The sequence below is a fragment of the Pseudomonas iridis genome (assembly GCF_017980685.1).
GTDB classification, from domain to species: domain Bacteria; phylum Pseudomonadota; class Gammaproteobacteria; order Pseudomonadales; family Pseudomonadaceae; genus Aquipseudomonas; species Aquipseudomonas iridis.
Genome location: NZ_JACXXO010000003.1, coordinates 1 through 22,121 on the forward strand (window position 1 = coordinate 1; position 22,121 = coordinate 22,121).

A 22,121-nucleotide genomic window follows, 5' to 3' on the forward strand; every position below is an offset into this window, starting at 1 on the left:
GGATAATGCGGCTCGATCAAGGCAATCAAGCCCTTCCAGGGCACGACCTGATCCATCTCGATCAGGAAGCGCTCACGGCGGGTCTGCTTACGTTTGCCGGCGTACTCAGCATCGGCGAAGGACATCTGTTTCATCGGGACTCAACCGTTCGATTCCTGTGAGGCGGGTATTTCACCAAATCTGGAAGCCTTTTTCAGAGTTTCCCTAAGGTACTAACCACTGAGGAAAGTACGCCAGCCAAAGCACTCAACGAGGTAAATAGGGCTTCCTTCGACAAGTACGATTTTGCTGATACCTCAACGACGGGATCTGGCTTCCTATCTGCAATACTAGCTAGAAACTGAGCCCCTGTTTCGCAAGCTATACCTTTTTCCGAAAGAACACGCTCGAGCATTCTGTCTAAGGTGACAACTACAACCGTAGAATCAACCTCGCGCTGCGATATTTTGACAGCAGTATGAGCCAGCTCTAAATCAGCACCACGGAGCCCTTTCGCCTCATGCTCGACTCTTAGAAGACCCCAGTCTTCCTCTTTGGAAAAATCAACAACTTCCAGACCGTTGACCATGGCTTGATAAATCAAAGACACAATTGCGTTCCTGGAGCTTTCACGACCGCGCCGAGAGAGTTCCGTTACGACAGCGGCAGGTACAACTAACGCTCGCTGATGAGCATGAGCTAAGATCTCCGGACTAGTTACTAACGCACTAGAATCGAGAACATATATCTTTTTTTCCATGAGATTAAAAACTTCCATATAAACAAAAAATACAACCTAATCAGCATCTCCAGACAAAAACCGGCGCCTAACAGAGATACTGAAACCAGACTATCCAAACGCAAGACTAGCAAAGTGCCATCCGCACTTCAATATTCAGCCCGTATTTTGCCCCAACAAGTAAAGAACTTTTTCTTACCTCACAGAACATTAATTAAAAAAGCCCACTGACCGTCGCCGGTTCAGTGGGCTTTGTGTGTCAGGGGTCTAGTTACAGAGCCATGTCACGTGCAGCGTTTTCCTTTGGTGCTTCAGCTTTTTCAGCTGCAGGCGCCGCGGGAGCAGCAACCTGACCGATCACTGGAGGCGTCGGCAGCTCGAGGATTTTAGCGGTGTAAGCCCACTCTGCAGCCACTTTGGCTGGATCGCTGTTCAGCTGAGTGCCGTAGCTTGGAACGATCTGGTGCAGCTTGGATTGCCACTCTGGGGTCGCGACTTTGTCTTTGAAGACTTTCTGCAACACGCTCAGCATGATCGGTGCAGCGGTCGACGCGCCTGGCGATGCGCCCAGCAGGCCGGCGATGGAGCCGTCTTGCGAAGCAACGATTTCGGTGCCCAGTTTCAGCACGCCGCCAGCCGCTTCATCACGCTTGATGATTTGCACGCGTTGGCCGGCCTGCCACAGGCGCCAGTCTTCGGCTTTGGCGTTCGGGAAGTATTCCTTCAGCGCGTCCAGACGGTCTTCATCCGACAGCATCAGTTGACCGGCAAGGTACTCGACCAGCGGGTATTCCTTGATGCCGACCTTGGTCATAGGCCAGATGTTGTGGGTGGTGGTGCTGGTCAGCAGGTCCAGGTACGAGCCTTCCTTCAGGAACTTGGTGCTGAAGGTCGCGAATGGGCCAAACAGAATGACGCGCTTGCCGTCCAGGACACGGGTGTCCAGGTGCGGAACGGACATCGGCGGTGCGCCAACCGAGGCTTTACCGTAGGCCTTGGCCAGGTGCTGCTCGGCGATGGTCGCGTTGTCGGTCACCAGGAACGAGCCGCCAACCGGGAAGCCAGCATATTCCTTGGCTTCTGGAATGCCCGACTTCTGCAGCAGGTGCAGTGCACCGCCGCCCGCGCCGATGAACACGAACTTGGCGTCGGTTTCGGTTTTGGTGCCGTCTTTCAGGTTTTTGTAGCTGACGCGCCAGGTGCCGTCTTCGTTCTTGGTGATGTCCTGCACTTCGCTGGACAGTTTCAAGTCGAAATTAGGCTTGGTCTGCAGGTAACCGGCGAACTGGCGGGTGATTTCGCCGAAGTTCATGTCGGTACCCAGCGGGCTCCAGGTGGCCGCGATTTTCTGGTTCGGGTCACGCCCTTCCATCATCAGCGGGACCCACTTCTTGATCACAGCCGGGTCTTCGGAGTACTGCATGCCGGCGAACAGCGGGCTCGCTTGCAGGGCTTCGTAACGCTTTTTCAGGAACTTGATGTTGTCATCGCCCCACACAAAGCTCATGTGCGGAGTGGTGTTGATGAATGAGCGAGGGTTCTTCAGAACGCCTTGCTGAACCTGCCAGGCCCAGAACTGACGGGAAACCTGGAACGCTTCGTTGATCTCGACGGCTTTCGGGATCGTGACGTTGCCTTTGTCGTCTTCCGGGGTGTAGTTCAGCTCGGCCAGGGCCGAGTGACCGGTACCGGCGTTGTTCCAGCCGTTGGAGCTTTCCAGGGCGACGCCATCAAGGCGCTCGACCATTTCCATCGACCAGGTCGGTTCCAGCTCATTGATCCACACACCCAGGGTGGTGCTCATGATGCCGCCGCCGATCAGCAGTACGTCGACTTTCTTTGCCTCTGCCGCATGAACGGAGGTCAGCCCCATCGACAAAGCCAGCCCTAGCAAGGCCGTGTTCACTTTCTTAAACATCTGTTGCACCTATGATAAAACGCCTTCCGCCCGCCTCTGTTATCTGCATGCGATCCGCTTTGATGACGCTCAGGCTGGCGTCTGGGATTGCGGCACACTTCAATTTTGACGGGTGGGCACACAAGGCCGACATGCCGCATCGACCTCAGTTAATGTCCCTTCTGAACTGACTTCTTATCATTATTGGCTCAGCTACTTGAGCGACAGGGATTCCGTCAGCCCGCCCGTAAGGCAAGCAAACTGAATGAGGTCAAACCAAGTTGGCGCGCAGAATATCACGTCATGGCAAACCCGCGCGTCTGTTCCCGACCTGAGAGTCTTTTTCCGCTCAGGGACTTATCGGCAGCCGGGCGCCGAACATGACCCTGCCAGCACAATCAGCATCGATGTCGACTGATCCACCGCTATCGCTGGCAAGCCAGCGCCCCCAGGGATTGGTGCTGGATGCGGACAGGGTGTCTGGCGCAGATCAGAACTGTGGGAGTGAGCCTGACCGCGATGACGGCCGACCAGACTCCACAAATCCACGCCAACCCTCACAACCGAAACCGATCCACCGACTGCGCCAACTGCCCCGCGAGGCTCGACAACTCATCCGTGGTATTCGCCGTTTGACCAATCACTCGACTATTGCCCTCGGACATCCCCGCAATCATTTCCACCTGATGGGCGATTTCGTTACTGGCCTGGCTCTGCTCTGCGATCGTGCGGGTGATGTCGTTGACCAGTTGCGTGGTGCTCAACGTCGCCTCAAGGATTTCGCGAATCGCCCGCTCGACGTCAGCTGTCACCGCCATGCCCTTGTCGACCTGCGCCACGCCCGCCTCCATGCTGCTGACGGCCTCGCGCGTGCTGTGCTGGATGCGCGCAACCATGGCGGCGATTTCCTGGGTTGATGCACTGGTTCGCGCGGCCAGACTGCGCACTTCGTCAGCCACCACCGCAAAGCCCCTGCCCTGCTCGCCCGCCCGGGCCGCTTCGATGGCGGCATTGAGCGCCAGCAGGTTGGTCTGGTCGGCAATGCCCTTGATCACCTGGATGATGTTGAAAATACCTTCGGACTCCTGATCCAGCGTACGAATCACCTGCGCCGACTGTTGCGCCGAACGAGCGATATCGTCCATGTCGCTCACCACTTGATGGATCACCTGGCCACCATTCTTCGCCAGGGACTGCGCCTGATTGGCCATGCCCAGAGCGCGTTCGGCGTGGCGGGTAATATCCTCGATACTCGCAGTCATCTGGCTGGCGGCTGCGGCCATGGTCCCGGCGGCGGCGCTTTGCTGCTGGCTGCTGTCGGCAACCTGATGGCAGCCGTGGCTCAGTTGTTGGCTCATGCCGCTGACGCCTTGGGCATTGCGCCGCACCACATCGATCATGTTGCGCAGGTCGCGCTGCATGGTTGCCAACGTGCGAATCAAGACGCTAGCCTCGTCCTTGCCTGAAGGCTCGACGATCGGCTCGCTGAGGTTGCCGTGAGCAATGCTTTCGGCGATACGGCTGGCGGACTTCAACGGCCCCATGATGCTCAGGATCACCGAGCGGCCCTGGGCCAGCAGCAATAACAAACTGGCAACCAACACAACGCCGAGTGCGATATTGGCATTGCGAATCGCCGCTTCAGTGCCTTGGCTGGTTTGCGCCGTATTGCTTTCAATCAATTCACTCAAAGCGCCCATTTGCTCTTCGAGCTGACTGAACGCGGCGTTGAACTGGGCAAGCTCCTGTTGCGCCGCCTCTGGATTATCCAGCGCCAGCCCGACAATGCGCTCACCGGCGTCGATATACGTGTCGAGGCTGGGCTTGATCTGCTCCAGCGCCGTGCGCAATGCCGGGTTGATAGGCAGCTTGATGTTCTCGTCAAGCACTGCGCGAAAATGCCCCGTGTGTTCACCAATCGACGCACGTACTTCGGCCGCCGTGCTGGTGCTTTTACCCAGGCCTACCAGCATCGCCGAGTAGACATCGGCACGCAGGGCGTCGTGCATCATGTCGGCTTCCATGTGGTTGCGCAGCGCGCTCATGCTGACCGCGTTGTCGCTGACGGCCGTAGCCATCCGCAGGTTGCCGACGTAGCTGACCAGACTGACGATCAATGCCGTCAGTAGACTGGTAACAATCAGCAACACTAAACGCAGTTTGATCGACACGGTGAAATCCTCTCTGGGTACGCTGTAAAAGCCCGTTAGCCCTTCAGTTAAGCCTGTTTGCGCCGTTCTGCTACGCCAGAACGTGTCAGCAGTTGTCTGCGTGAAGACGCAACCCCGGCAAAACTTTCGCAATGTGCGACGAGTCTCATTTTGCAACGTAGCCGAATCCAGCGTTCATCGCCCGTTAATGCGCAAAGGTATTGATTCGGTCTTCTGAAAATCGTGAAGCAAAAGGAAACGCTTATGAAACGCGCAATCTGGTTGGGTTTGCTCGGCACCTTGGCCATCGGTTCCGCTCAGGCGGCAACTGAAAAAGTCACCATCAATCTGGTTAGCGCTGACGGTGCCCCCCAGGCAATAGGTGCGGTGACGATCAGCGAGACGCCTTATGGCCTGCTGTTCACACCGGATCTGAAATCCTTGCCGGCCGGCGTTCATGGCTTTCATGTGCATGAAAACGGCAGCTGCGAGGCCGGCATGAAGGACGGCGTCAAAGGTGCTGCACTGGCTGCTGGCGGCCACTTCGATCCACAGAAAACCGGCAAACACCTCGGGCCCTATGCAGACGGTCATCTGGGCGACCTGCCGGCGGTTTACGTGACCGCTGACGGTATCGCCAATTATCCGGTGCTGGCGCCGCGCCTGAAGAAAATCTCCGAGATCAAAGGCCACGCGCTGATGGTTCATGCCGGCGGCGATAACCATGCCGACATGCCCAAACCTCTGGGTGGCGGCGGCGATCGCATGGCGTGCGGCGTCATCTGATCATCCTCTATCAGGCCGGGTGACTCGCGACCGCGTCACCCGCGCCCCCTTAGGGAACTCCCGCCCCTCGCGCCCCTCTCACCTATGTAGTACTTCCCTTTTGCTTCGCGCTTGTGGAGGAATACCGTCATGCGCAAGTTAGTGCTCGTTTCTTCTTTACTCTTATGCCTGCCCGTGGGTACTGCTCTGGCCAGAGTTGATGCCAAAGATGTCGCGACCTCTGCAGGTGTCTCCGCGTCGCTGTATTCGACCTTCAAGGATCACAAAATGGTGATTCCGGCTCGTGACGACTTGTCTGCATTTGTCGCCAGTGGCGGGGCCATTCGTGGGGTTTATCTTGAATCGGTGCTGCAACAGGTTCGTCAGGACAATCCCGGCATCAATGCCAGCGATGAAGACCTGGCCAACGCGATTCTGGTGCATTACGAAGGGTTGAATCAGTAGCTGTCACGGACGAAGCTGCCGATGGACGGCAGCTGAAGGCACATAGGCAAAATTGTCCGACGGCCTCTATGATGGAGGCCATGACGACTCCTGCGCCAATGCGCTCACCCTGCCCACCCGGCGCCTGCGATTGCGGGCGCGACCTGTTGGTGGAAATGTCAGATGCGGATTTGCGCATCCTGCTGTTGACCCGCGAGCAAGAGAAAGTCTTGCTCGCACGACTGGAAACGCTCAAAGACCTCGCCGATCTCCGGCATCTGCAAAACCGCATGTATGAGCAGTTGGGGATTCGTGTCGACATATCGCCAGGCTTTCACGAAGTCCGCACCATGCTGGGCATCGACATTCAGATCGAGAAAATTCCGGGGCTGTGCCGCAAGACGCGCAAGTCGATACCGGCAGCCATTCGCCGGGGGCTCAGCAATAACCCGCAGATCGCCTTCGAACTGCTCAACGCCCACGATTTGCTGCGCGGTACCTGATCACTTCTTCATGCCCACCCGTTTGCGCATCTCGGCAGTGATGCTCTGGCGGGTTTTCTTCATGTCCGCCCAGGGCTCGTCGCCGACCTCGGCCAGCCGCTCATGGACGTTGTGGATGTTCCACTGATTACCGCCCTTGATCTCGGCCACTTCGTCCCGAAACAGCGGCACCGAAACCGGCAGGCCTTCGCGAGTACGCGCCGCATAAGTGCAAATGGTCGTGGCCCCGAGACCATTACGCAGGTAATCAATGAAGATCTTCCCGACGCGATTTTTCGGCCCAGACACCGCCGAAAAGCGATCCGGCAACAGCTTGGCCATGTGACTGACGATCGCGTGACTGAAATCCTTGACCTCATCCCACCCCAGTTTGCGCGTCAGCGGCACCACCAGGTGAATGCCCTTGCCGCCGCTGGTCTTGAGGAACGCCTTGAGGCCCAATTCATCCAGCACCGTGAGGGTCAGCGCAGTGGCTTCGACCATGCTTTTCCACGGCAGCGCCGGGTCCGGGTCAAGGTCGAGAACGAAGCGGTCGGGCTTTTCCAGGTCAACCGTGGTGGCGTTCCAGGTGTGCAATTCGACGGTGCTCATCTGCACCGCGCCAATCAGCGCTTCGGCGTTATTGATCAGCATCACCGGTTGGCCGGTGACGTCCTTGTCCAGCGTGGTGATGCCGGGTATCGCCAATCGCTCGGCGTTTTTCTGGAAGAACAGTTCGCCGGCGATGCCGTCCGGTGCGCGCACCAAGGCGACCGGGCGATCCTTGAGTTGCGGCAGAATCCATTCGGCGACGCTGGCGTAATACTCGGCCAACTGCATTTTGGTGGTGCCACTGACGGCGTCGATCACTCGATCAGGGTGGGTAATGCGTACTTTGCCATTGGCCAGGCCGAGCTGTGAGGGCGCGGTTTCGGCCGGTGCAGGTTTACTCGCAACGGCTTTTTTCGCCGGTTTCTTCGCGGTGGTTTTGCTCTCTGATTTCTTCACGGGCTTGGCGCGCTCCTCAGTGATGTCCTTCGCCGGTTTGTCATCGCGCAAACCATGAAACACTGCGTGGCGCACCGAGCCATCCTTGGTCATTTGCGCAAAAGCGACTTCTGCCAGCAACTTCGGCTTGAGCCAGTGCACGCCTTTTGCCTCGAAACCGCTGGGTGGATTGACCACTGCAGCGGTCTTGACCTGCAACGGTTTGAGTTGGGCGAGGATGCTTTTCAGCGTCGTTTCATTGAAACCGGTGCCGACCTTGCCGGCATAGCGCAGCTCACCGCTATCGCGGTCATGCAGCCCCAGCAACAATGCGCCAAACGCACTGCGCGCACCTTTGGGATCGGTGTAGCCGACGATGACGAACTCCTGGCGATGTTTGCACTTGAGCTTGATCCAGTCGCCGCTGCGCCGCGACACGTAGGGCGAGCCGAGGCGTTTGCCGATCAGGCCTTCCATTTGCATCTGACAGGCGCTGTTGAGCAGCGCATCCGGGGTCTCGTCAAAGGCTTCAGAGAACCGCAACAAGGGCTGCTCATGAGCGCCGAGAACCGTGGACAGTGCCGCGCGGCGCTCTTCGACCGCGACTTCACGCAGGTCGACGCCGTTGAGATAGGGCAAGTCGAACAGGTAATACACAATGTCGGTGCTGCTGCCGGAATCGAAGGCATTTTGCAGCGCCTGAAAATCCGGCACGCCCTGCTCGTTGGCAACCACCATTTCACCGTCGAGCCAGGCCGATTCCAGTCCCAGCGCGGCAAGGGCCTCGGCCTGTTTCGGTAACTTGTGTGTCCAGTCGTGACCATTGCGCGTGAACAACTGCACCTGGTCATGATCGATGCGCGCCATGATCCGGTAGCCATCAAACTTGATTTCGTAACTCCACTCGCCTGCCGGGGCGCTGTCGACCAAGGTCGCCAACTCCGGTTTGAGCTGCGCGGGGATCTTCGCTTTGTGTGCGCCGGTCAACGTCCCCGTAGCCTTTTTGCGGGTTTTGGGGGCAGCCTTCTCCAGCGGTTTGACCTGCTTGGCCGCAAGCTTCGGTTTGTCGACCAACGTACGCTCGCTGAGCACGCTGTCCGGCTCGGCCACCAGCACGTCGTAGTCGTCCTGCGGCCGGGCGGCGCCGTCCTGATGTTTGATCAGAAACCAGTTTTCCTTTTTGCCCGGCATGTGCGTGCGCACCAGATTCCAGACGCCGGCCAATTTCTCGCCTTGCAGTTCGAATTTGAGCTTGCCCTTGGCGTATGCCTTTTGCGGATCTTCCAGCGGAATCCATACGCCTCGATCCCAGACAATCACATCCCCGGCGCCGTAATGCCCTTCAGGAATACTGCCCTCGAACGTCGCATAATCCAGCGGATGGTCTTCGACATGCACCGCCAGGCGCTTGACCTTGGGGTCGAGCGACGGCCCCTTCGGCACCGCCCAGCTCTTCAGCGCGCCATCAAGTTCGAGGCGAAAATCGTAATGCAGGTGCGAGGCGTCGTGCTTCTGGATGCAGAACTGCAAGGCGTGATCGCCGGCGGTTTTCTTGCCCGAACGCTTTACTGCCGCCGGTTCAGAGGTTGCCGAGAAATCGCGCATGCTGTTGTAGTCATCGAGGTTCCTGCTCATGGCGCACCTGCCTTGTTTCAGCCAATACGGGTCACGGTCAGGGCGACCACGGCAATCCGGTCGACTCGCTGATAACCGGGGTTTATCAGTTCTTCACCGAACACATCCGGGTCAAGCTCGCGGTACGTCCAGCCAAAGCGCGACTCATCGAGTCGTGGCAGCACGGTATCGAGAAACGGGTCGCGACCATCGACCATCGCCACGCCGGTGTACAGCACCAGGGAACCACCCGGTGTCAGCCGGTTGAGCGCCTGCTCGACGATGCGCAACGACAGCCCGGCGCCCAGTGTGCCGCCGCCATGTCGATAGGCGCGTGCGGCCGGATCAGCCATGTACGGCGGATTGGCGACGATCAAATCGAAATCGCCGTCGACGCCTTGCAGAATGTCGCTGTTACACGCTTCGACGTTGGCCACTTCCGCCAGCGCCGCGTTGACTGTGGTCAGGCGCAGCGCGGCAGGGTTGATATCCAGCGCCAGCACTTGCGCTTCGCGGCGAGCACGGGCGATCAGGATCGCGCCGACGCCGGCGCCACAGCCGATGTCGACTGCGCGGTGGATCGGTGCGAAGTTCTGCTGCAAATGCGCGTGAATCAACTGCGCGAAACGGTAGGTGTCCGGGCCGAAAAACACCGAGTCGGCGGCATCCGTGGGAAACGCCGAATGCACAAACAACATGTCGTCCAGACTCGACCAGCGTACCCGACTCTTCAGGTGCCCTTCGTACTTGTCGATGACTTGAGCTTCCAGCAGTTGCTGCTGTTCATCAGCGGACAACAAGCCCGGTTCAAAGGGCCGTGACCAGCCAAAGACATCGCGCAAAGAGTCGGCGAATTGACCTTCATCGCGCTGGTTGACCCGCTGATGGGTCAGCGGCGTCGGGGTGGTGAACCGGTAGCCGTCAGCTTGCAGGCGCCGGCCCAATTGCAGCAGCGCGAGGTCATGAGTGGACAGTTGATCTTCCTGAGTCATTGACGATTTCCTTAAGGCAAACGAGATTTGAGATCGATGAAGCGGCGAGTGGCGAGCAGACCGGCCGGGTGCGCATGCCGGGCCGGCGCGAGCCATGGGATGAGCGTCGCCATTTGGGCGTGGCCATCCTGCCCTTGCAGCGTGTCGTTGAGCTGCTGCACATCGGGGTCCTGTTCAGGCACCTCGATCGGTGGGTTGGCGGGGGCGTGCCGACGTAACGGGGTGGGTTTGTTCGCGGGTTTCCAGTCGCCGGCAATCCAGTCACGCACCAGTTGTTTTTCGTAGGCGCTGAACACACCGAACATGGCCGCGCCATCGCCGTCGATCAACTGCCAGAAGCGGCTGGCCTGCGGGTCTTCGTGGCGTTTGATCCAGCCCTTGTTCTGCAAGGCTTGCAGGAAGCCTTGCAGATGCTCGGGCTCGGCCAGCCACTGATTGACGGTTTTCCCTTCAAAGCGGCAATAGTCCGAGTGCATGTGCTGAGCGAATGGGCACTTGCGCTCCAGCATCGCCAGCAATTCGCGCTCAAGGTCGAACTCTTCGATGATTGCGCGGCTGCCCTGCCCAAGATCATTGAGCCGATAACCCAGCGATACCCGACGCATAAAGTCGGCGCGATCAGCCTCAAGCGGCAACAGATCCAGAACCGCCTGCACGGCTTTTTGCGCATGGCCGGTGCTGGCGTTGTCGATGGTCACGTGGAGGGTGAAGTAGTACGGATCAATGCCCAACTCGCTGAGTTCGTAACTGCTGATCAGCAAATGCAGCGGCAGTTGTTCATAGCCGAGGTTGTAGCCGATCACCTCGGGCAGGAAATCATCGCCGCAGGCACCGAGCGCGAGCTGCAGCGCGCCTTGCAGATAGCGGCCGTCTTCCAGGGGGCTGGCATGATCGAGGTCGTGCTCGGCCAGCAGTTTGCGGTAGATCACCACATGGTTTTGCGCCGGATTACCCTCCCCCAGTTCTTCCAGATAGGTGCACAGCAAGCCGCTAAAGCGCGGATCGCGCCAATGCTGCAACAAGCCATACAGCCACGCACCATCCACCAGTTTGGTAGGTGCAACCGCTTGCAGGAAGTACAGCGCATGAGCCTTGCTGGTAAAGAATTGCCGCGGCCCACCCGCCTTGCGTTGTTGCAGGTAATCGGCGTATTGGCGGGCAACATCGGCGCAGTGCTCGGCGACCCAGTCATGCCAGGTCGATGGATCGTGCGGGAGTTCCTCTGGCAACGCGGCGGCGCGTCGCAGTTGTTCGTTCAAGAACGTTTGCGCGAGGCCTTGCGAGTTCTCCTCGCGCAATAGCGTTTCGTAAATGCCACGCAGGTTGCCGGCGGGAGTGATCGCTTGTGCTTGGGCCGGCACAGATTGCAAACGTGTCAGGACAGTCATGGCAATATTCTCGGTCGATTGGTACGGCGCTGTTTCGCGCCTCTACAGCAGCAGAGGGGCTGCGCGTGCCAAAAATTCAATCGACCTCAAAAAAGCCCTGACGGACGGTGTTTAGCCTCTGATTTCAAGCTGTGCCGTTGGCCTGTTGCTCCAGATGCACTTGCAACTCAGGATCAATCCCCAGCGCCGCCGCCAACTCGTCCAGATAAGTGCGTTCGGCATCTTGCTGGTCGTCCACCAGCATGATGCTGGCCAGGTACATTTCGGCGGCCACAGCCGGGTCGTTGTTTGCGGCTTGTGCGACTTCGGCGGCATTGAGTGGCTTGGCGACTTCGGCGTCCAGCCATTGCTGTAGTCGCGGATCATCGGTGTGTTTGCCGATTTCGCTGCTTATAAGATGTTTTTCCGTTTCGTCGATGCGCCCGTCCGCCTTGGCCGCTGCGATCAAGGCGCGCAACACCGCGTGGCTGTGCTCTTCGATTTCCGGGCCGGCGAGCAGATTGGCCGTCTGCGGCGTTTGCTGCGCCGCCGTGCTGGCCTGGTTGCGTTGCCAGGCTTGATACGCCTGATAGGCCATCATCCCCAACGATGCCAGCGCCGCATAATTAGTGCCGCCGGAACGGCTTTGCGTGCTGCCACCCAGTGCGCCGCCCAACCCACCGCCACTGCCGCCGAGCAGCCCGCCGAGCAAGCCTCCCAACCCGCCAAGCCCGCCAGCCGCAGCGCCACCACGTGTGCCTGTAGATTCCGCACCACCGAGCAAGCCCCCCAGCAGTCCACCCAGGCCGCCCAAACCGCCACCGGCCGCCGCACCACTCTGCTGACCCGCCGAGCCCTGGCCCCGCAGCAGTTGTTCAAGCAAATCGCTGGTGTTCATGACGTCATCCTCAAGCACTGAAATTTATTGCGTCTGGCAACGATAGACCGCTGCGGGCGTTGCGCCAGCACCGTTTGGCCGATGCCGAAACTGCTAATGTATTTCGCTCGCCTGTTTTTTCGATGGCCAGCTAAGATTCAGGGTGGGTGAACCTTATCCCGGCCCGACCGGTCGATAGCTGCAACCCGAACCGGTTTGCTGGCGCCCTTGCTGTCCAAGGGTAATACCCGGCTGGCATTAATTTCTGGAGAACGCCCCCGTGATATCCACCGTCCACATAGCCAGGCTCAAAGCCTGGGGCGCCCATGGTTTTACCGCGACCGGCGTGGTCACTGCATTTCTGGCCACCCTCGCCCTGCTGGAAAATCAGCCCACCCACTGCCTGATGTGGCTGGGGGTGGCGCTGATCGTCGATGGCCTTGACGGCGCACTGGCGCGCAAGGTCAATGTGCAGTCGGTGCTGCCGAGTTTTGACGGCTCGGTCCTTGATCTGGTGATCGATTACCTGACTTACGTGTTTATCCCGGCACTGTTCATCTATCGCTACATTCCGTTGCCGGATTACACGCTGTTGCTGACGGTGTCGCTGATTCTGGTGTCGTCACTGTTCTGTTTCTGCAACGTCAACATGAAGAGCAAGGACAACTACTTCGTCGGTTTCCCTGCCGCGTGGAACGTGGTCGCATTGTGCCTCTACATTATCGGCCCTGGGCCATGGATCACCTTTCTGACCGTCATCGGCCTGGCGCTGCTGACCGTGACACGGATGAAATTCCTGCATCCGTTCCGTGTGCGTCGGTTCATGCCGATCAACATTGCCGTGACGGCGATCTGGCTGTTGTGCAGCCTGTCGCTGGTGCTCAACCATCCGGTGATCAACCCATTGGTGATGGGATTGTGGTTGTTGATGTCGGCTTACTTTCTGGGGATCTGCATCTGGCGTACGGCGCTGGAATGGTTTGATCGGTCGCAGGTGAAATAGACCTCTCCAGACATACTGCAGTCCCTTGTGGGAGCGAGCCTGCTCGCGAAAGTGGTGGTTCAGTCGACTCATTAATTGACTGTCACACCGCTTTCGCGAGCAAGCTCGCTCCCACAGGGAGGATGTTCACTGATCTGCACTAGCGCTTATTGATCACCACCTCCAGATACTCACTCGGCACCACCAGCGAGCCCTCCCCCGCGCGGTTCGACCGGTTGAGCAAATCCGCCAGATCACTTTCCAGTGCCTGACCGCTTTCCGGTGGCAGCGCGGCGAAAGCCTTGTGCACCGGCCCGTACCAGTGCCGGAAGATGTCGATGAAATGCGCTGCCGAACGATAGCGGAAATTGAATTCGCGCCGCGTGACCTGCACGACAAAATCGTGATCATCGAAATGTTTGTGCAGCCACGCCTCCGTGCCCCAGTTCGACGGCGGCTGCGCGCCGGCCGGCGGTGGCAGATGCCGGCCGAGGGTCTTGAACATCTGCCCGACAAATCCTTCTGGCGTCCAGTTGGCCAGACCGATCCGCCCACCACGCCGGCAGACCCGCGCCAATTCGGCAGCGGCCTTGTCCTGATCGGGGGCAAACATCACCCCGAACGTCGACAGTACCGCCGCAAAACTGCCATCGGCGAACGGCAAGGCTTCCGCGTCGGCGACTTGAAAAGTCACTTCCAGATGTTCGGCGCGGGCGCGATCCTGGCCGCGCTCCAGCAGCATCGCAACGTAATCGGTCGAGGTCACCAGACAACCGCGCCGCGCCGCTGCCAGGGTCGCATTGCCGTTGCCGGCAGCCACATCCAGCACCTCTTCATCGCAGCGCAGATCGCAGGCTTCGGCGAGGTTTTCGCCGACAATTTGTAGCGTGGTGCCGATCACGGCGTAGTCGCCACTGGCCCAGGCGACTTTCTGGCGTTCCTTCAAGGCAGTGAGATCAATCGGGGTACTCATGATTCGAGCTCCGTTTGCTGTTAGGCGGCTTGCCCACTATCGCGCCGAGCCGGTTTGGCGTCTCCGCCGATCGTCCGGCAACCCCATAAAACCGCCGCTTTGCCGATAAGTGGTGGAGATCTGTCAAGCGGGCGCAACACTCACGGCATTGCCAGAATCCGGCGATTGGTTTCTGATGCCCGATCGCCCTCTGAACGGACTTCAGTCATGCCCGTGCAATTCGAATGGCTCGCCAGCCACATGCAGCACAGCGACACCTATGCCGCATGGATCCACCAGCAATTTCAATACGAATACGCCCATCAACCTTTGGCTCAATGGCAGCGTGAATTTGCCGAGGGCCAAAGCAATGGCGACTGGTCCTGCCTGATCGCACTGGACGGCGACCGCTTGGTCGGTGGTGCGGCGCTGGCCCGCGATGATCTCGAACAACGGCAGGATCTCGGCCCGTGGCTGGCCTGCGTGTTCGTCGACCCAGAGGTTCGCGGGCAAGGTCTGGCACAGCAGTTGATCGACGGGGTTTGTCGGGAAGCAAAAAACCGCGGCCTCCCCCGCCTGTATCTGCACACGCAGAACAAACAGGACTACTACGCCAAACGCGGCTGGGCAGTACTGGAACGCTTTCGCGCCTGGGACAACGAGCAATGGCTCATGGTGCGTGACCTCTGAGCCATTGAGTTGTTTGATCAGGCAGCCGGGGCCTTGGCCTCTTCCAGCAACTGCTTGATCATCTGCTCCTGCGCTTCGTAGCGACCTTCACCGAAGTGGCTGTAACGCATCTGCCCCTTGGCGTCGATCAAGTAGTGCGCCGGCCAGTACTGATTGTCGAAGGCGCGCCAGATCGCATAGTTGTTGTCGATGGCCACCGGGTAGGTGATGCCGAGTCTCTGCACTTGATCCCGAACATTGTCGATGATCCGCTCGTAGCCGTATTCCGGGGTGTGTACGCCAATCACCACCAGGCCATCCTTCTCGTACTTCTTCGCCCAGTCCTTGACGTACGGCAGGGTGCGCTGGCAGTTGATGCAGTCGTAGGTCCAGAAATCCACCAGCACGACTTTACCACGCAGGGATTCGGCGCTCAGCTCTGGTGAATTGAGCCATTGCACGGCACCGGACAGCGACGGCATCGCGCCTTTACTCTCGTCCATCCTCGAATCTGCGCTGACTTTGCTGACGAGGAAGTCGACCACTTTCGGCACGTTCTCCAGCACGTTTTTCTCGACGCTGGTGACGCCTTCGGACGACGTACCGGCCAGCAAGGTTTTATCGGCGCCGGTGGAAATCACTGCCACGCCGGCAAGCACTGCAACACCGGCGCCGCGACGAAACCACCCGGTGAACGGAATCGAAGGTTTCAAGCGACTGACCACGCCACGACCGGCGAAAATCAACGTCCCCAGCGACAGCGCACTCCCCGCGCCGTAGGCCAGCAGCAACAGGCTGGTCTGGGCGTTGGCGCCTTGCAGCATGGCGCCAGTGAGGATCACGCCGAGGATCGGCCCGGCGCAAGGTGCCCAGAGCAAACCGGTGGCCACGCCGATCATCACCGACCCCATGGGCCCGGTCTTCTTGCTGGCGTCCGGGTCGAGGCGATTGCCGAGCAACACAAACGGTCGCGCCAGCCAGTCCCCCACGCGCGCCGAGATCAGCGACAGCGCAAACAGCGCCATGACGATCAAGGCGATGTGGCGGCCGGTGTTGCTGGCCTGAATCACCCACTCACTGCTGACCACGGCCAGGCTTGAGATCAGGGCGAAGGTCAGGGTCATACCGCCGAGGGTCAGCAGGATCGAGGAGCGTTTACGGTCGGCGTTGGCAAACAGGAACGGCACCACCGGCAAGATGCAGGGACTGAGGACGGTCAACAGGCCGCCGAGAAACGCTATCAAGTACATAAAATCACCTTGGATTGGCGGGAGGGAACCGAGAGACGTTGTTCATAAGGTTCTGCCTGTAAAACAAGTGATATTCAGTTGCCGTCGTTGCAACCGTCAGCGAATTTGCTGTAATCGAGTACGCGGGTGTTGCCGGCCGAATCCAGATAAGTCATGCGCGCATCGACAATCCCGCAGCTAACCGAGTCGTCCTGGGTCAGCGAAATGACTTTCTTGATATCCAGGTGGGTGCCGTAGCTGTAAGTTTGCGCGGTGACTTCGGCTTCGGCACGGGCCGACAGGGTGCAGATGTTCAGGGCGGCAAACAGGCAGGCGGCGATAACGGACGAGTTTTTCATGGCGTGTTCCTCATGGCTGCAAAGGGTTTGGGCCGAGGCGTCATGGAGTGCCTCGATGGAGCCTATTTGAGGCTCACGAGGTATCGCGCATGTGTCGGGAAATGGCGGCTAACCCTCGCTGTGTATCTGCGCCGCCCGGGGATACACAGCGATACAAAACCCTGAACCAATCGCTTTTTTACGTCTGCGTGTATCGCTTGTAACGCCAGATACACTGCAATACAAAGGCAGGCAGGCGAGCACCCGAAGGCTCGATAGACTGCGTGACATTCCCCTTTGCCAGAGGCCAGGCCCCATGGAACATGTCGATCACATTCTCATCGTCGACGACGATCGCGAGATCCGCGAGCTGGTCGGCAATTACCTGAAAAAGAACGGTCTGCGCACCACCGTCGTCGCCGATGGCCGGCAGATGCGCAGCTTTCTCGAAACCAACACGGTCGACCTGATCGTGCTCGACATCATGATGCCCGGCGACGATGGCCTGCAGCTGTGCCGCGAATTGCGCGTGGGCAAGCACAGGGCGACGCCGGTGTTGATGCTCACCGCACGCAATGACGAAACCGACCGTATCATCGGTCTGGAAATGGGCGCGGACGACTACCTGACCAAACCCTTCGCCGCCCGCGAACTGCTGGCGCGGATCAACGCCGTACTGCGCCGCACGCGAATGCTGCCGCCGAATCTGGTGGTCACCGAAGCCGGTCGACTGCTGGCGTTCGGTCGCTGGCAACTGGACACCTCGGCCCGGCACCTGCTGGACAAGGACGGCACCATGGTGGCGCTCAGTGGTGCCGAATATCGTTTGCTGCGGGTGTTTCTCGATCATCCGCAACGGGTACTCAGCCGCGATCAATTGCTCAACCTGACCCAAGGCCGCGACGCGGATCTGTTCGACCGCTCCATCGATTTGCTGGTCAGCCGTTTGCGCCAGCGCCTGCTCGATGACGCCCGTGAGCCGGCCTACATCAAGACCGTGCGCAGCGAAGGTTACGTGTTCTCGCTGCCGGTCGAGTTACTCGGTGCCCCGGCATGACACTTAAGCTGCACTGGCCGCGCACACTGGCCTCGCGCTTGTCGCTGATTTTTCTGGTCGGGCTGATTCTCGCCCAGGCGCTGTCGTTCGGTGCACAGTATTACGAGCGTTATCAGAGTGCGAAAAGCACCATGCTCGGTAATCTGCAAACCGACGTCTCGACCTCGATTGCGATTCTTGATCGCCTGCCGGCCGAGGAGCGTCCGGCCTGGCTCGAGCGCCTGGCGCGCAACAATTACGGCTATCTGCTGAGCGAAGGCGACGGCGGTACGCCGATCAGGTCCGCCGACGTGCCCATTGCGGTCACCTCAATCACTGAGGTCCTGGGCGATAAATATCCCCTGACCTTCACCGATATCCCCGGCCCGAAAAAGCATTTTCAGGGCCACCTGCGCCTGAGCGACGGCAGCCCGGTGACCATCGACGTGCGGCCCGCGATGACGCCACTGTCGCCGTGGCTGCCAGTGGTGCTGCTCGGGCAACTGGCGCTGATGATCGCCTGCACCTGGCTGGCCGTGCGCATCGCCATCCGGCCCTTGACGAGGCTGGCCAACGCCGTGGAAACCCTTGATCCCAACGCGCACCCGATTCAACTGGACGAGAAAGGTCCGAACGAAGTGGTCTACGCCGCCCGTGCCTTCAACACGATGCAGGCGCGGATTGCCACCTATCTCAAGGAGCGCATGCAACTGCTGGCCGCGATCTCCCATGACCTGCAAACCCCGATCACGCGGATGAAACTGCGGGCCGAGTTCATGGACGATTCAGCAGAGAAGGAAAAACTGTGCAACGACCTCGGCGAAATGGAACACCTGGTGCGCGAAGGTGTGGCCTACGCCCGCAGCATCCATGGCTCGACCGAAGAAAGTCGGCGCACCAACATGGATTCGTTCCTCGAAAGCCTGGTGTTCGACTATCAGGACATGGGCAAAAAAGTACAACTGATCGGAAAAAGTGATGTAGTCGTCGAGACCCGTCCGCACGCGTTGCGCCGGGTGCTGGTGAACCTGACCGACAACGCCTTGAAATTCGCTGGTGGTGCCGAGGTGTGGGTCGCAGCGAACAAGGGAAAGCTGTCGATCACCGTCATGGATCGCGGCCCGGGCATCGCCGAAGCCGAACTGGCGCAAGTGATGGAGCCGTTCTACCGCGTGGAAAACTCGCGCAATCGCAGCACTGGCGGCACGGGTCTGGGTCTTGCCATCGCCCAGCAATTGGCAATAGCCCTCGGCGGCTCGCTGACATTGAGTAACCGCGAGGGCGGCGGGTTGTGTGCTGAACTGAAGCTGCCACTCTAAACCTGCCCACCACAAATCCCCTGTAGGAGCTGCGGCACGCTGCGATCTTTTGATGTTGTTTTTAAAGATCAAAATCAAAAGATCGCAGCCTCGTTTCACTCGACAGCTCCTACAGGGGGTTTGATGTGTTCAAGTAATACCGATTACCCGGTCTTCGTGCATTTGCTGCAACAACGCCAATCCACTGGCCATGAACGACTCGTCTGCGAATTGCCCAGCCTCCTGCGCCAAGCCCTGCAACTGTTCACGCCCGGTCCATGACGGCAACTCGCCGATCCGCTGCAGCAACCGCCAGGCCAACGGGCTCAACTGCGAAAACTTCACGCTGAAATCCGCCTCCCGCCGTACCAGTAACAGCGTCGGATGCGCCGGGGCGGTTGAAGGCTGATAATCCGGGCCAAGCCACTGCACCGGCCACGTGTAAGCCAAAGGCCAGGCCAGCGCCGAGATTCGCAATGGCCGTTCCAGCAACAAGCCTTTATCCGTCGCGGGCAAGGGATCTGCATCGGATTGCTGCAAGACCATCTCCACCCATTCGTAATGCGCCAGCTCCTGCAAAAACGCGGGCCACGGCCCATCGCTCAACACCGCAGGCTGCGTGGCGAGATAGTCGAGGAACGCCTCGGCCACCTCAGAAAACTTCGGCGTTTGCGCACGGTAATCACGCAAAAAACCACGAATCAGCGTTTGCCAGCGTTGATCGCCGATGATCCGGATCAGTACAGGAAAAGTGCCACTCAACAATTGCGAAAGATTGTTGAACAGCAGATCGCGGTACACATTGACCCGCGCAGTATCCATCTCAGCAGGAGGTACGTGGCTGTCAGGATCACGCAGATAACGCGTCAGGGCCCGTTGTTGCCGTTCAAGGTTATCCACGCTGAACTCCTTCGCCTTGCAGACGGCGAATGGTCTGTAGCTCGGCGACCAGTTCGGCAAATGCCGGGAAATTGAAATCACGCTCCAGCAGCGTCGGCTGTGCGCCGAACCGTGCGTAGGCTTCGGCCAGCAACGACCACACCTGCGGTTTCACCGAGGCGCCATGGGTGTCGATCTTGAGGCTGTCGGACTCATCGAAATGCCCGGCCACGTGCATCCCGACCACCCTGCCCGGCTCGATCCGGGCCAGAAAATCCCGCGGATCAAAACCGTGGTTGATGGCATTGACGTAGACATTGTTGACGTCCAGCAGCAGGTCGCAATCAGCCTCGCGCAACACCGCGTTGGTGAAGGTCACTTCGTCCATGTCTTGACGCGGGGCGGCATAGTAGGAGACGTTTTCCACGGCAAGGCGGCGACCGAGAATGTCCTGGGATTGGCGGATACGCGCGGCGACGTGGTGCACCGCTTCCTCAGTGAACGGCAAGGGCAACAGATCGTAGAGATGGCCGTCGTCGCTGCAGTAACTCAGGTGTTCGCTGTAATGCTCAACGCGGTGATGATCGAGAAAAACCCGCACTTCCTGCAGAAAACCGCAGTCGAGCGGCGCCGGGCCGCCGAGCGACAACGACAAACCGTGACAGGACAACGGATAACGCTCGGCCAGTTCGCGTAATGCCGCGCCGTGGGCACCGCCGACGCCGATCCAGTTTTCCGGGGCGACTTCCAGAAAGTCGAAATCGCCGGTGGCGGCGGCTCGCAGATCTTTCAACAGCCCACGGCGCAGGCCCAGCCCTACGCTGGGTTGCCTTGATACATGAGGGGTTTGCATGATGGCTGACCTCGGTGGTTGATCCACGCAGTTCAACCGTTGGCTGTATCGACGCTGTGTTCAACCCACCCGATACTTGCCACCCCATGTATCCACCAGCCCCTGAGATACAAAGCAATACCCACCCTTTGAATGCACTGAAAAAACCTGTGGGAGCTGGCTTGCCAGCGATGGCGTCAGCACAGCCAACATCACTATCGACAGTGCCGACCTCATCGCTGGCAAGCCAGCTCCCACAAGGATTAGCGGTGATCACAGTTCTTCAATCCATACAGCTTTGTTGTAAGAGTGAGCCTGCTCGCGATAGCGGTGTGTCCGTTAATGAATGCAGCGGCTGACACAATGCCTTCGCGAGCAGGCTCGCTCCCACATTTGCTCCGCGTCGATAAAAAAATCCGGGCTAGACTCATTCATGACCCAGTCGAGGGGGCCGCAGGACTTTTGCCGTGCCCTGCCTGTTTCCATGACCACCGCCCGGTGGCGCATACCTCGACGCTCAACGGCGCCGGACGGTGATCCTGTTTCAGGAGCACACATGATGGACGAGGCTCGACTCAACGAATTCATGGGCAAACTGGTCAACGACATGGGCGGCGCGGCAATGCTGGCCAATGTCATCGTCGGCGAAGAACTCGGGCTGTACCGGGCGATGGCCGACAGTCAGCCGATCAGCCCCGAAGCCCTCGCAACAAAAACCACCTGCAACCCGCGCCTGGTACGCGAATGGCTCAGCGCTCACGCCGCCTCCGGCTACATGGAGCACCGCGACGGGCAGTTTCGCCTGCCAGAAGAACAGGCCATGGCGCTGGCCGTCGAGGACTCGCCGGTTTACGTCGCCGGCGGTCTGGGGGTGGTAGCGTCGTTTTTCCACGACAAGGACAAACTGGTCAAAGCCATGCGCGGCAACGGCGCCCTGCCCTGGGGCGATCACCATCCGTGCATGTTCAGCGGTACCGAACGGTTTTTCCGCCCTGGCTACAAAGGCCACCTGATCGCCGAATGGTTGCCGGCGTTGACCGATGTCGTGGCCAAACTCGAGAAAGGTGCGAAAGTCGCCGACATCGGCTGCGGCCACGGCGCCTCGACCGTGTTGATGGCCCAGGCGTATCCCAACTCGCGTTTCGTCGGCTACGACTTCCACGCACCGTCGATCACCGTCGCCAACCAGCGCGCCGAAGAAGGCGGGGTCAGCAGTCGGGCGACGTTCCTCCAGGGCTCAGCGAAAAACTACCCCGGCAATGACTATGACCTGATCTGCTATTTCGATTGCCTGCACGACATGGGCGATCCGGTGGGCGCCGCGCGTCATGCCTACGACTCGCTCAAGGACGACGGCACGGTGTTGCTGGTCGAGCCCTTCGCCAACGATGCGCTGGACGACAACATCAACCCGGTGGGACGGCTTTTCTACGCAGCATCGACGTTCATTTGCACGCCGAACTCGCTGTCCCAGGAAGTCGGCCTGGGCCTCGGTGCGCAGGCCGGTGAAAAGCGCTTGCGCAAAGTGTTTGCCGAGGCCGGATTCAAGCAGTTCCGGCGAGCGACGCAGACGCCGTTCAACCTGATTCTGGAGGCTCGCAAATAACCGCGAA

Annotated in this window: 20 protein-coding genes and 2 pseudogenes; 8 read left to right on the forward strand and 14 right to left on the reverse strand. The window is 59.4% G+C overall.

The window, feature by feature from the left end:
- The 5 genes and pseudogenes from IEQ42_RS07650 to IEQ42_RS27670 all read right to left on the reverse strand — a co-directional run.
- Positions 1-134, reverse strand: a pseudogene (locus IEQ42_RS07650) (IS5/IS1182 family transposase); the annotation flags it as partial.
- Positions 135-193: 59 nt separating this feature from the next.
- The gene (locus IEQ42_RS07655; protein ID WP_338109772.1) at positions 194-757 is read right to left on the reverse strand and encodes a PIN domain-containing protein; all 564 of its coding nucleotides are present in this window, start codon (positions 755-757) and stop codon (positions 194-196) included.
- 232 nt (positions 758-989) lie between these two features.
- On the reverse strand, positions 990-2,636 hold the full coding sequence (mqo, locus tag IEQ42_RS07660) for a malate dehydrogenase (quinone) (RefSeq protein WP_210623690.1): 1,647 nt from the start codon (positions 2,634-2,636) through the stop codon (positions 990-992).
- A gap of 536 nt (positions 2,637-3,172) precedes the next feature.
- Positions 3,173-4,036, reverse strand: a complete 864-nt coding sequence (locus IEQ42_RS27665) for a methyl-accepting chemotaxis protein (RefSeq protein WP_395593804.1) — start codon at positions 4,034-4,036, stop codon at positions 3,173-3,175.
- A pseudogene (locus IEQ42_RS27670) lies at positions 4,031-4,786 on the reverse strand (MCP four helix bundle domain-containing protein); the annotation flags it as partial. The gene IEQ42_RS27665 and the pseudogene IEQ42_RS27670, both read right to left, overlap by 6 nt.
- A gap of 243 nt (positions 4,787-5,029) precedes the next feature.
- Between IEQ42_RS27670 and sodC the strand changes: the two are divergent.
- The 3 genes from sodC to IEQ42_RS07680 all read left to right on the forward strand — a co-directional run bounded on the left by sodC (position 5,030) and on the right by IEQ42_RS07680 (position 6,477).
- Positions 5,030-5,551 (forward strand): superoxide dismutase family protein, encoded by a 522-nt coding sequence (gene sodC, locus IEQ42_RS07670; protein WP_210703104.1) that lies wholly within the window; start codon positions 5,030-5,032, stop codon positions 5,549-5,551.
- 129 nt (positions 5,552-5,680) lie between these two features.
- On the forward strand, positions 5,681-5,995 hold the full coding sequence (locus tag IEQ42_RS07675) for a DUF2388 domain-containing protein (RefSeq protein WP_042559656.1): 315 nt from the start codon (positions 5,681-5,683) through the stop codon (positions 5,993-5,995).
- Positions 5,996-6,075: 80 nt separating this feature from the next.
- On the forward strand, positions 6,076-6,477 hold the full coding sequence (locus tag IEQ42_RS07680; protein WP_196304164.1) for a hypothetical protein: 402 nt from the start codon (positions 6,076-6,078) through the stop codon (positions 6,475-6,477).
- On the opposite strand, the gene ligD is transcribed toward IEQ42_RS07680, so the two are convergent.
- The 4 genes from ligD to IEQ42_RS07700 form a co-directional block, all read right to left on the reverse strand.
- Positions 6,478-9,078, reverse strand: coding sequence for a DNA ligase D (gene ligD, locus IEQ42_RS07685; protein ID WP_210703105.1), 2,601 nt, complete (start codon positions 9,076-9,078; stop codon positions 6,478-6,480).
- A gap of 17 nt (positions 9,079-9,095) precedes the next feature.
- Positions 9,096-10,049: a methyltransferase gene (locus IEQ42_RS07690; RefSeq protein ID WP_210703106.1), complete on the reverse strand. Its 954-nt coding sequence runs from the start codon at positions 10,047-10,049 to the stop codon at positions 9,096-9,098.
- Between the two features lie 11 nt (positions 10,050-10,060).
- Complete coding sequence (locus IEQ42_RS07695; protein ID WP_210703107.1) at positions 10,061-11,437, reverse strand: iron-containing redox enzyme family protein; 1,377 nt, start codon at positions 11,435-11,437, stop codon at positions 10,061-10,063.
- Positions 11,438-11,561: 124 nt separating this feature from the next.
- Positions 11,562-12,314 carry a tellurite resistance TerB family protein gene (locus IEQ42_RS07700; RefSeq protein WP_210703108.1) on the reverse strand — a complete coding sequence of 251 codons (753 nt, stop codon included), beginning with the start codon at positions 12,312-12,314 and terminating at the stop codon, positions 11,562-11,564.
- Between the two features lie 259 nt (positions 12,315-12,573).
- Here IEQ42_RS07700 and pcsA point away from each other — a divergent pair, with 259 nt between their 5' ends.
- Complete coding sequence (pcsA, locus tag IEQ42_RS07705) at positions 12,574-13,296, forward strand: phosphatidylcholine synthase (protein WP_042559811.1); 723 nt, start codon at positions 12,574-12,576, stop codon at positions 13,294-13,296.
- A 139-nt stretch (positions 13,297-13,435) separates the two neighbouring features.
- Here pcsA and IEQ42_RS07710 read toward each other — a convergent pair whose 3' ends face one another.
- Positions 13,436-14,248 (reverse strand): class I SAM-dependent methyltransferase, encoded by an 813-nt coding sequence (locus IEQ42_RS07710; RefSeq protein WP_210703109.1) that lies wholly within the window; start codon positions 14,246-14,248, stop codon positions 13,436-13,438.
- Positions 14,249-14,455: 207 nt separating this feature from the next.
- On the opposite strand from IEQ42_RS07710, the gene IEQ42_RS07715 reads away from it, so the two are divergent.
- Positions 14,456-14,917, forward strand: a complete 462-nt coding sequence (locus tag IEQ42_RS07715) for a GNAT family N-acetyltransferase (protein ID WP_210703110.1) — start codon at positions 14,456-14,458, stop codon at positions 14,915-14,917.
- A gap of 17 nt (positions 14,918-14,934) precedes the next feature.
- Here IEQ42_RS07715 and IEQ42_RS07720 read toward each other — a convergent pair whose 3' ends face one another.
- The gene (locus IEQ42_RS07720; protein ID WP_210703111.1) at positions 14,935-16,146 is read right to left on the reverse strand and encodes a cytochrome c biogenesis protein DipZ; all 1,212 of its coding nucleotides are present in this window, start codon (positions 16,144-16,146) and stop codon (positions 14,935-14,937) included.
- Between the two features lie 74 nt (positions 16,147-16,220).
- Entirely contained in the window at positions 16,221-16,484 is a 264-nt protein-coding gene (locus IEQ42_RS07725; protein WP_210703112.1) for a DUF2790 domain-containing protein, read from the reverse strand.
- Positions 16,485-16,779: 295 nt separating this feature from the next.
- On the opposite strand from IEQ42_RS07725, the gene IEQ42_RS07730 reads away from it, so the two are divergent.
- Together IEQ42_RS07730 and IEQ42_RS07735 are read left to right on the forward strand one after the other, a co-directional pair.
- A complete protein-coding gene (locus IEQ42_RS07730) occupies positions 16,780-17,520 on the forward strand; it encodes a response regulator (RefSeq protein ID WP_210703113.1) in 741 nt (246 codons plus the stop codon).
- Positions 17,517-18,818, forward strand: coding sequence for an ATP-binding protein (locus IEQ42_RS07735; RefSeq protein WP_210703114.1), 1,302 nt, complete (start codon positions 17,517-17,519; stop codon positions 18,816-18,818). Before IEQ42_RS07730 ends, IEQ42_RS07735 begins: the two co-directional genes overlap by 4 nt.
- Before the next feature lie 129 nt (positions 18,819-18,947).
- Here the strand turns inward: IEQ42_RS07735 and IEQ42_RS07740 are convergent, their stop codons facing one another.
- Positions 18,948-19,697, reverse strand: a complete 750-nt coding sequence (locus tag IEQ42_RS07740; RefSeq protein ID WP_210703115.1) for an HvfC family RiPP maturation protein — start codon at positions 19,695-19,697, stop codon at positions 18,948-18,950.
- Entirely contained in the window at positions 19,690-20,529 is an 840-nt protein-coding gene (locus IEQ42_RS07745) for an HvfB family MNIO-type RiPP peptide maturase (protein WP_210703116.1), read from the reverse strand. The genes IEQ42_RS07740 and IEQ42_RS07745 overlap by 8 nt, the downstream gene beginning before the upstream one ends.
- A 538-nt stretch (positions 20,530-21,067) precedes the next feature.
- Between IEQ42_RS07745 and IEQ42_RS07750 the strand changes: the two genes are divergently transcribed.
- Complete coding sequence (locus IEQ42_RS07750; protein WP_210703313.1) at positions 21,068-22,114, forward strand: class I SAM-dependent methyltransferase; 1,047 nt, start codon at positions 21,068-21,070, stop codon at positions 22,112-22,114.
- Positions 22,115-22,121: the final 7 nt, after the last annotated feature.

Bases quoted from the DNA above. Each gene is read 5' to 3' on its own strand.
- IEQ42_RS07655 (WP_338109772.1), bottom strand. From the start codon at position 757: ATGGAAGTTTTTAATCTCATGGAAAAAAAGATATATGTTCTCGATTCT.
- mqo (WP_210623690.1), bottom strand. From the start codon at position 2,636: ATGTTTAAGAAAGTGAACACGGCCTTGCTAGGGCTGGCTTTGTCGATG.
- IEQ42_RS27665 (WP_395593804.1), bottom strand. From the start codon at position 4,036: ATGCAGCGCGACCTGCGCAACATGATCGATGTGGTGCGGCGCAATGCC.
- sodC (WP_210703104.1), top strand. From the start codon at position 5,030: ATGAAACGCGCAATCTGGTTGGGTTTGCTCGGCACCTTGGCCATCGGT.
- IEQ42_RS07675 (WP_042559656.1), top strand. From the start codon at position 5,681: ATGCGCAAGTTAGTGCTCGTTTCTTCTTTACTCTTATGCCTGCCCGTG.
- IEQ42_RS07680 (WP_196304164.1), top strand. From the start codon at position 6,076: ATGACGACTCCTGCGCCAATGCGCTCACCCTGCCCACCCGGCGCCTGC.
- ligD (WP_210703105.1), bottom strand. From the start codon at position 9,078: ATGAGCAGGAACCTCGATGACTACAACAGCATGCGCGATTTCTCGGCA.
- IEQ42_RS07690 (WP_210703106.1), bottom strand. From the start codon at position 10,049: ATGACTCAGGAAGATCAACTGTCCACTCATGACCTCGCGCTGCTGCAA.
- IEQ42_RS07695 (WP_210703107.1), bottom strand. From the start codon at position 11,437: ATGACTGTCCTGACACGTTTGCAATCTGTGCCGGCCCAAGCACAAGCG.
- IEQ42_RS07700 (WP_210703108.1), bottom strand. From the start codon at position 12,314: ATGAACACCAGCGATTTGCTTGAACAACTGCTGCGGGGCCAGGGCTCG.
- IEQ42_RS07710 (WP_210703109.1), bottom strand. From the start codon at position 14,248: ATGAGTACCCCGATTGATCTCACTGCCTTGAAGGAACGCCAGAAAGTC.
- IEQ42_RS07715 (WP_210703110.1), top strand. From the start codon at position 14,456: ATGCCCGTGCAATTCGAATGGCTCGCCAGCCACATGCAGCACAGCGAC.
- IEQ42_RS07720 (WP_210703111.1), bottom strand. From the start codon at position 16,146: ATGTACTTGATAGCGTTTCTCGGCGGCCTGTTGACCGTCCTCAGTCCC.
- IEQ42_RS07725 (WP_210703112.1), bottom strand. From the start codon at position 16,484: ATGAAAAACTCGTCCGTTATCGCCGCCTGCCTGTTTGCCGCCCTGAAC.
- IEQ42_RS07730 (WP_210703113.1), top strand. From the start codon at position 16,780: ATGGAACATGTCGATCACATTCTCATCGTCGACGACGATCGCGAGATC.
- IEQ42_RS07735 (WP_210703114.1), top strand. From the start codon at position 17,517: ATGACACTTAAGCTGCACTGGCCGCGCACACTGGCCTCGCGCTTGTCG.
- IEQ42_RS07745 (WP_210703116.1), bottom strand. From the start codon at position 20,529: ATGCAAACCCCTCATGTATCAAGGCAACCCAGCGTAGGGCTGGGCCTG.
- IEQ42_RS07750 (WP_210703313.1), top strand. From the start codon at position 21,068: ATGGACGAGGCTCGACTCAACGAATTCATGGGCAAACTGGTCAACGAC.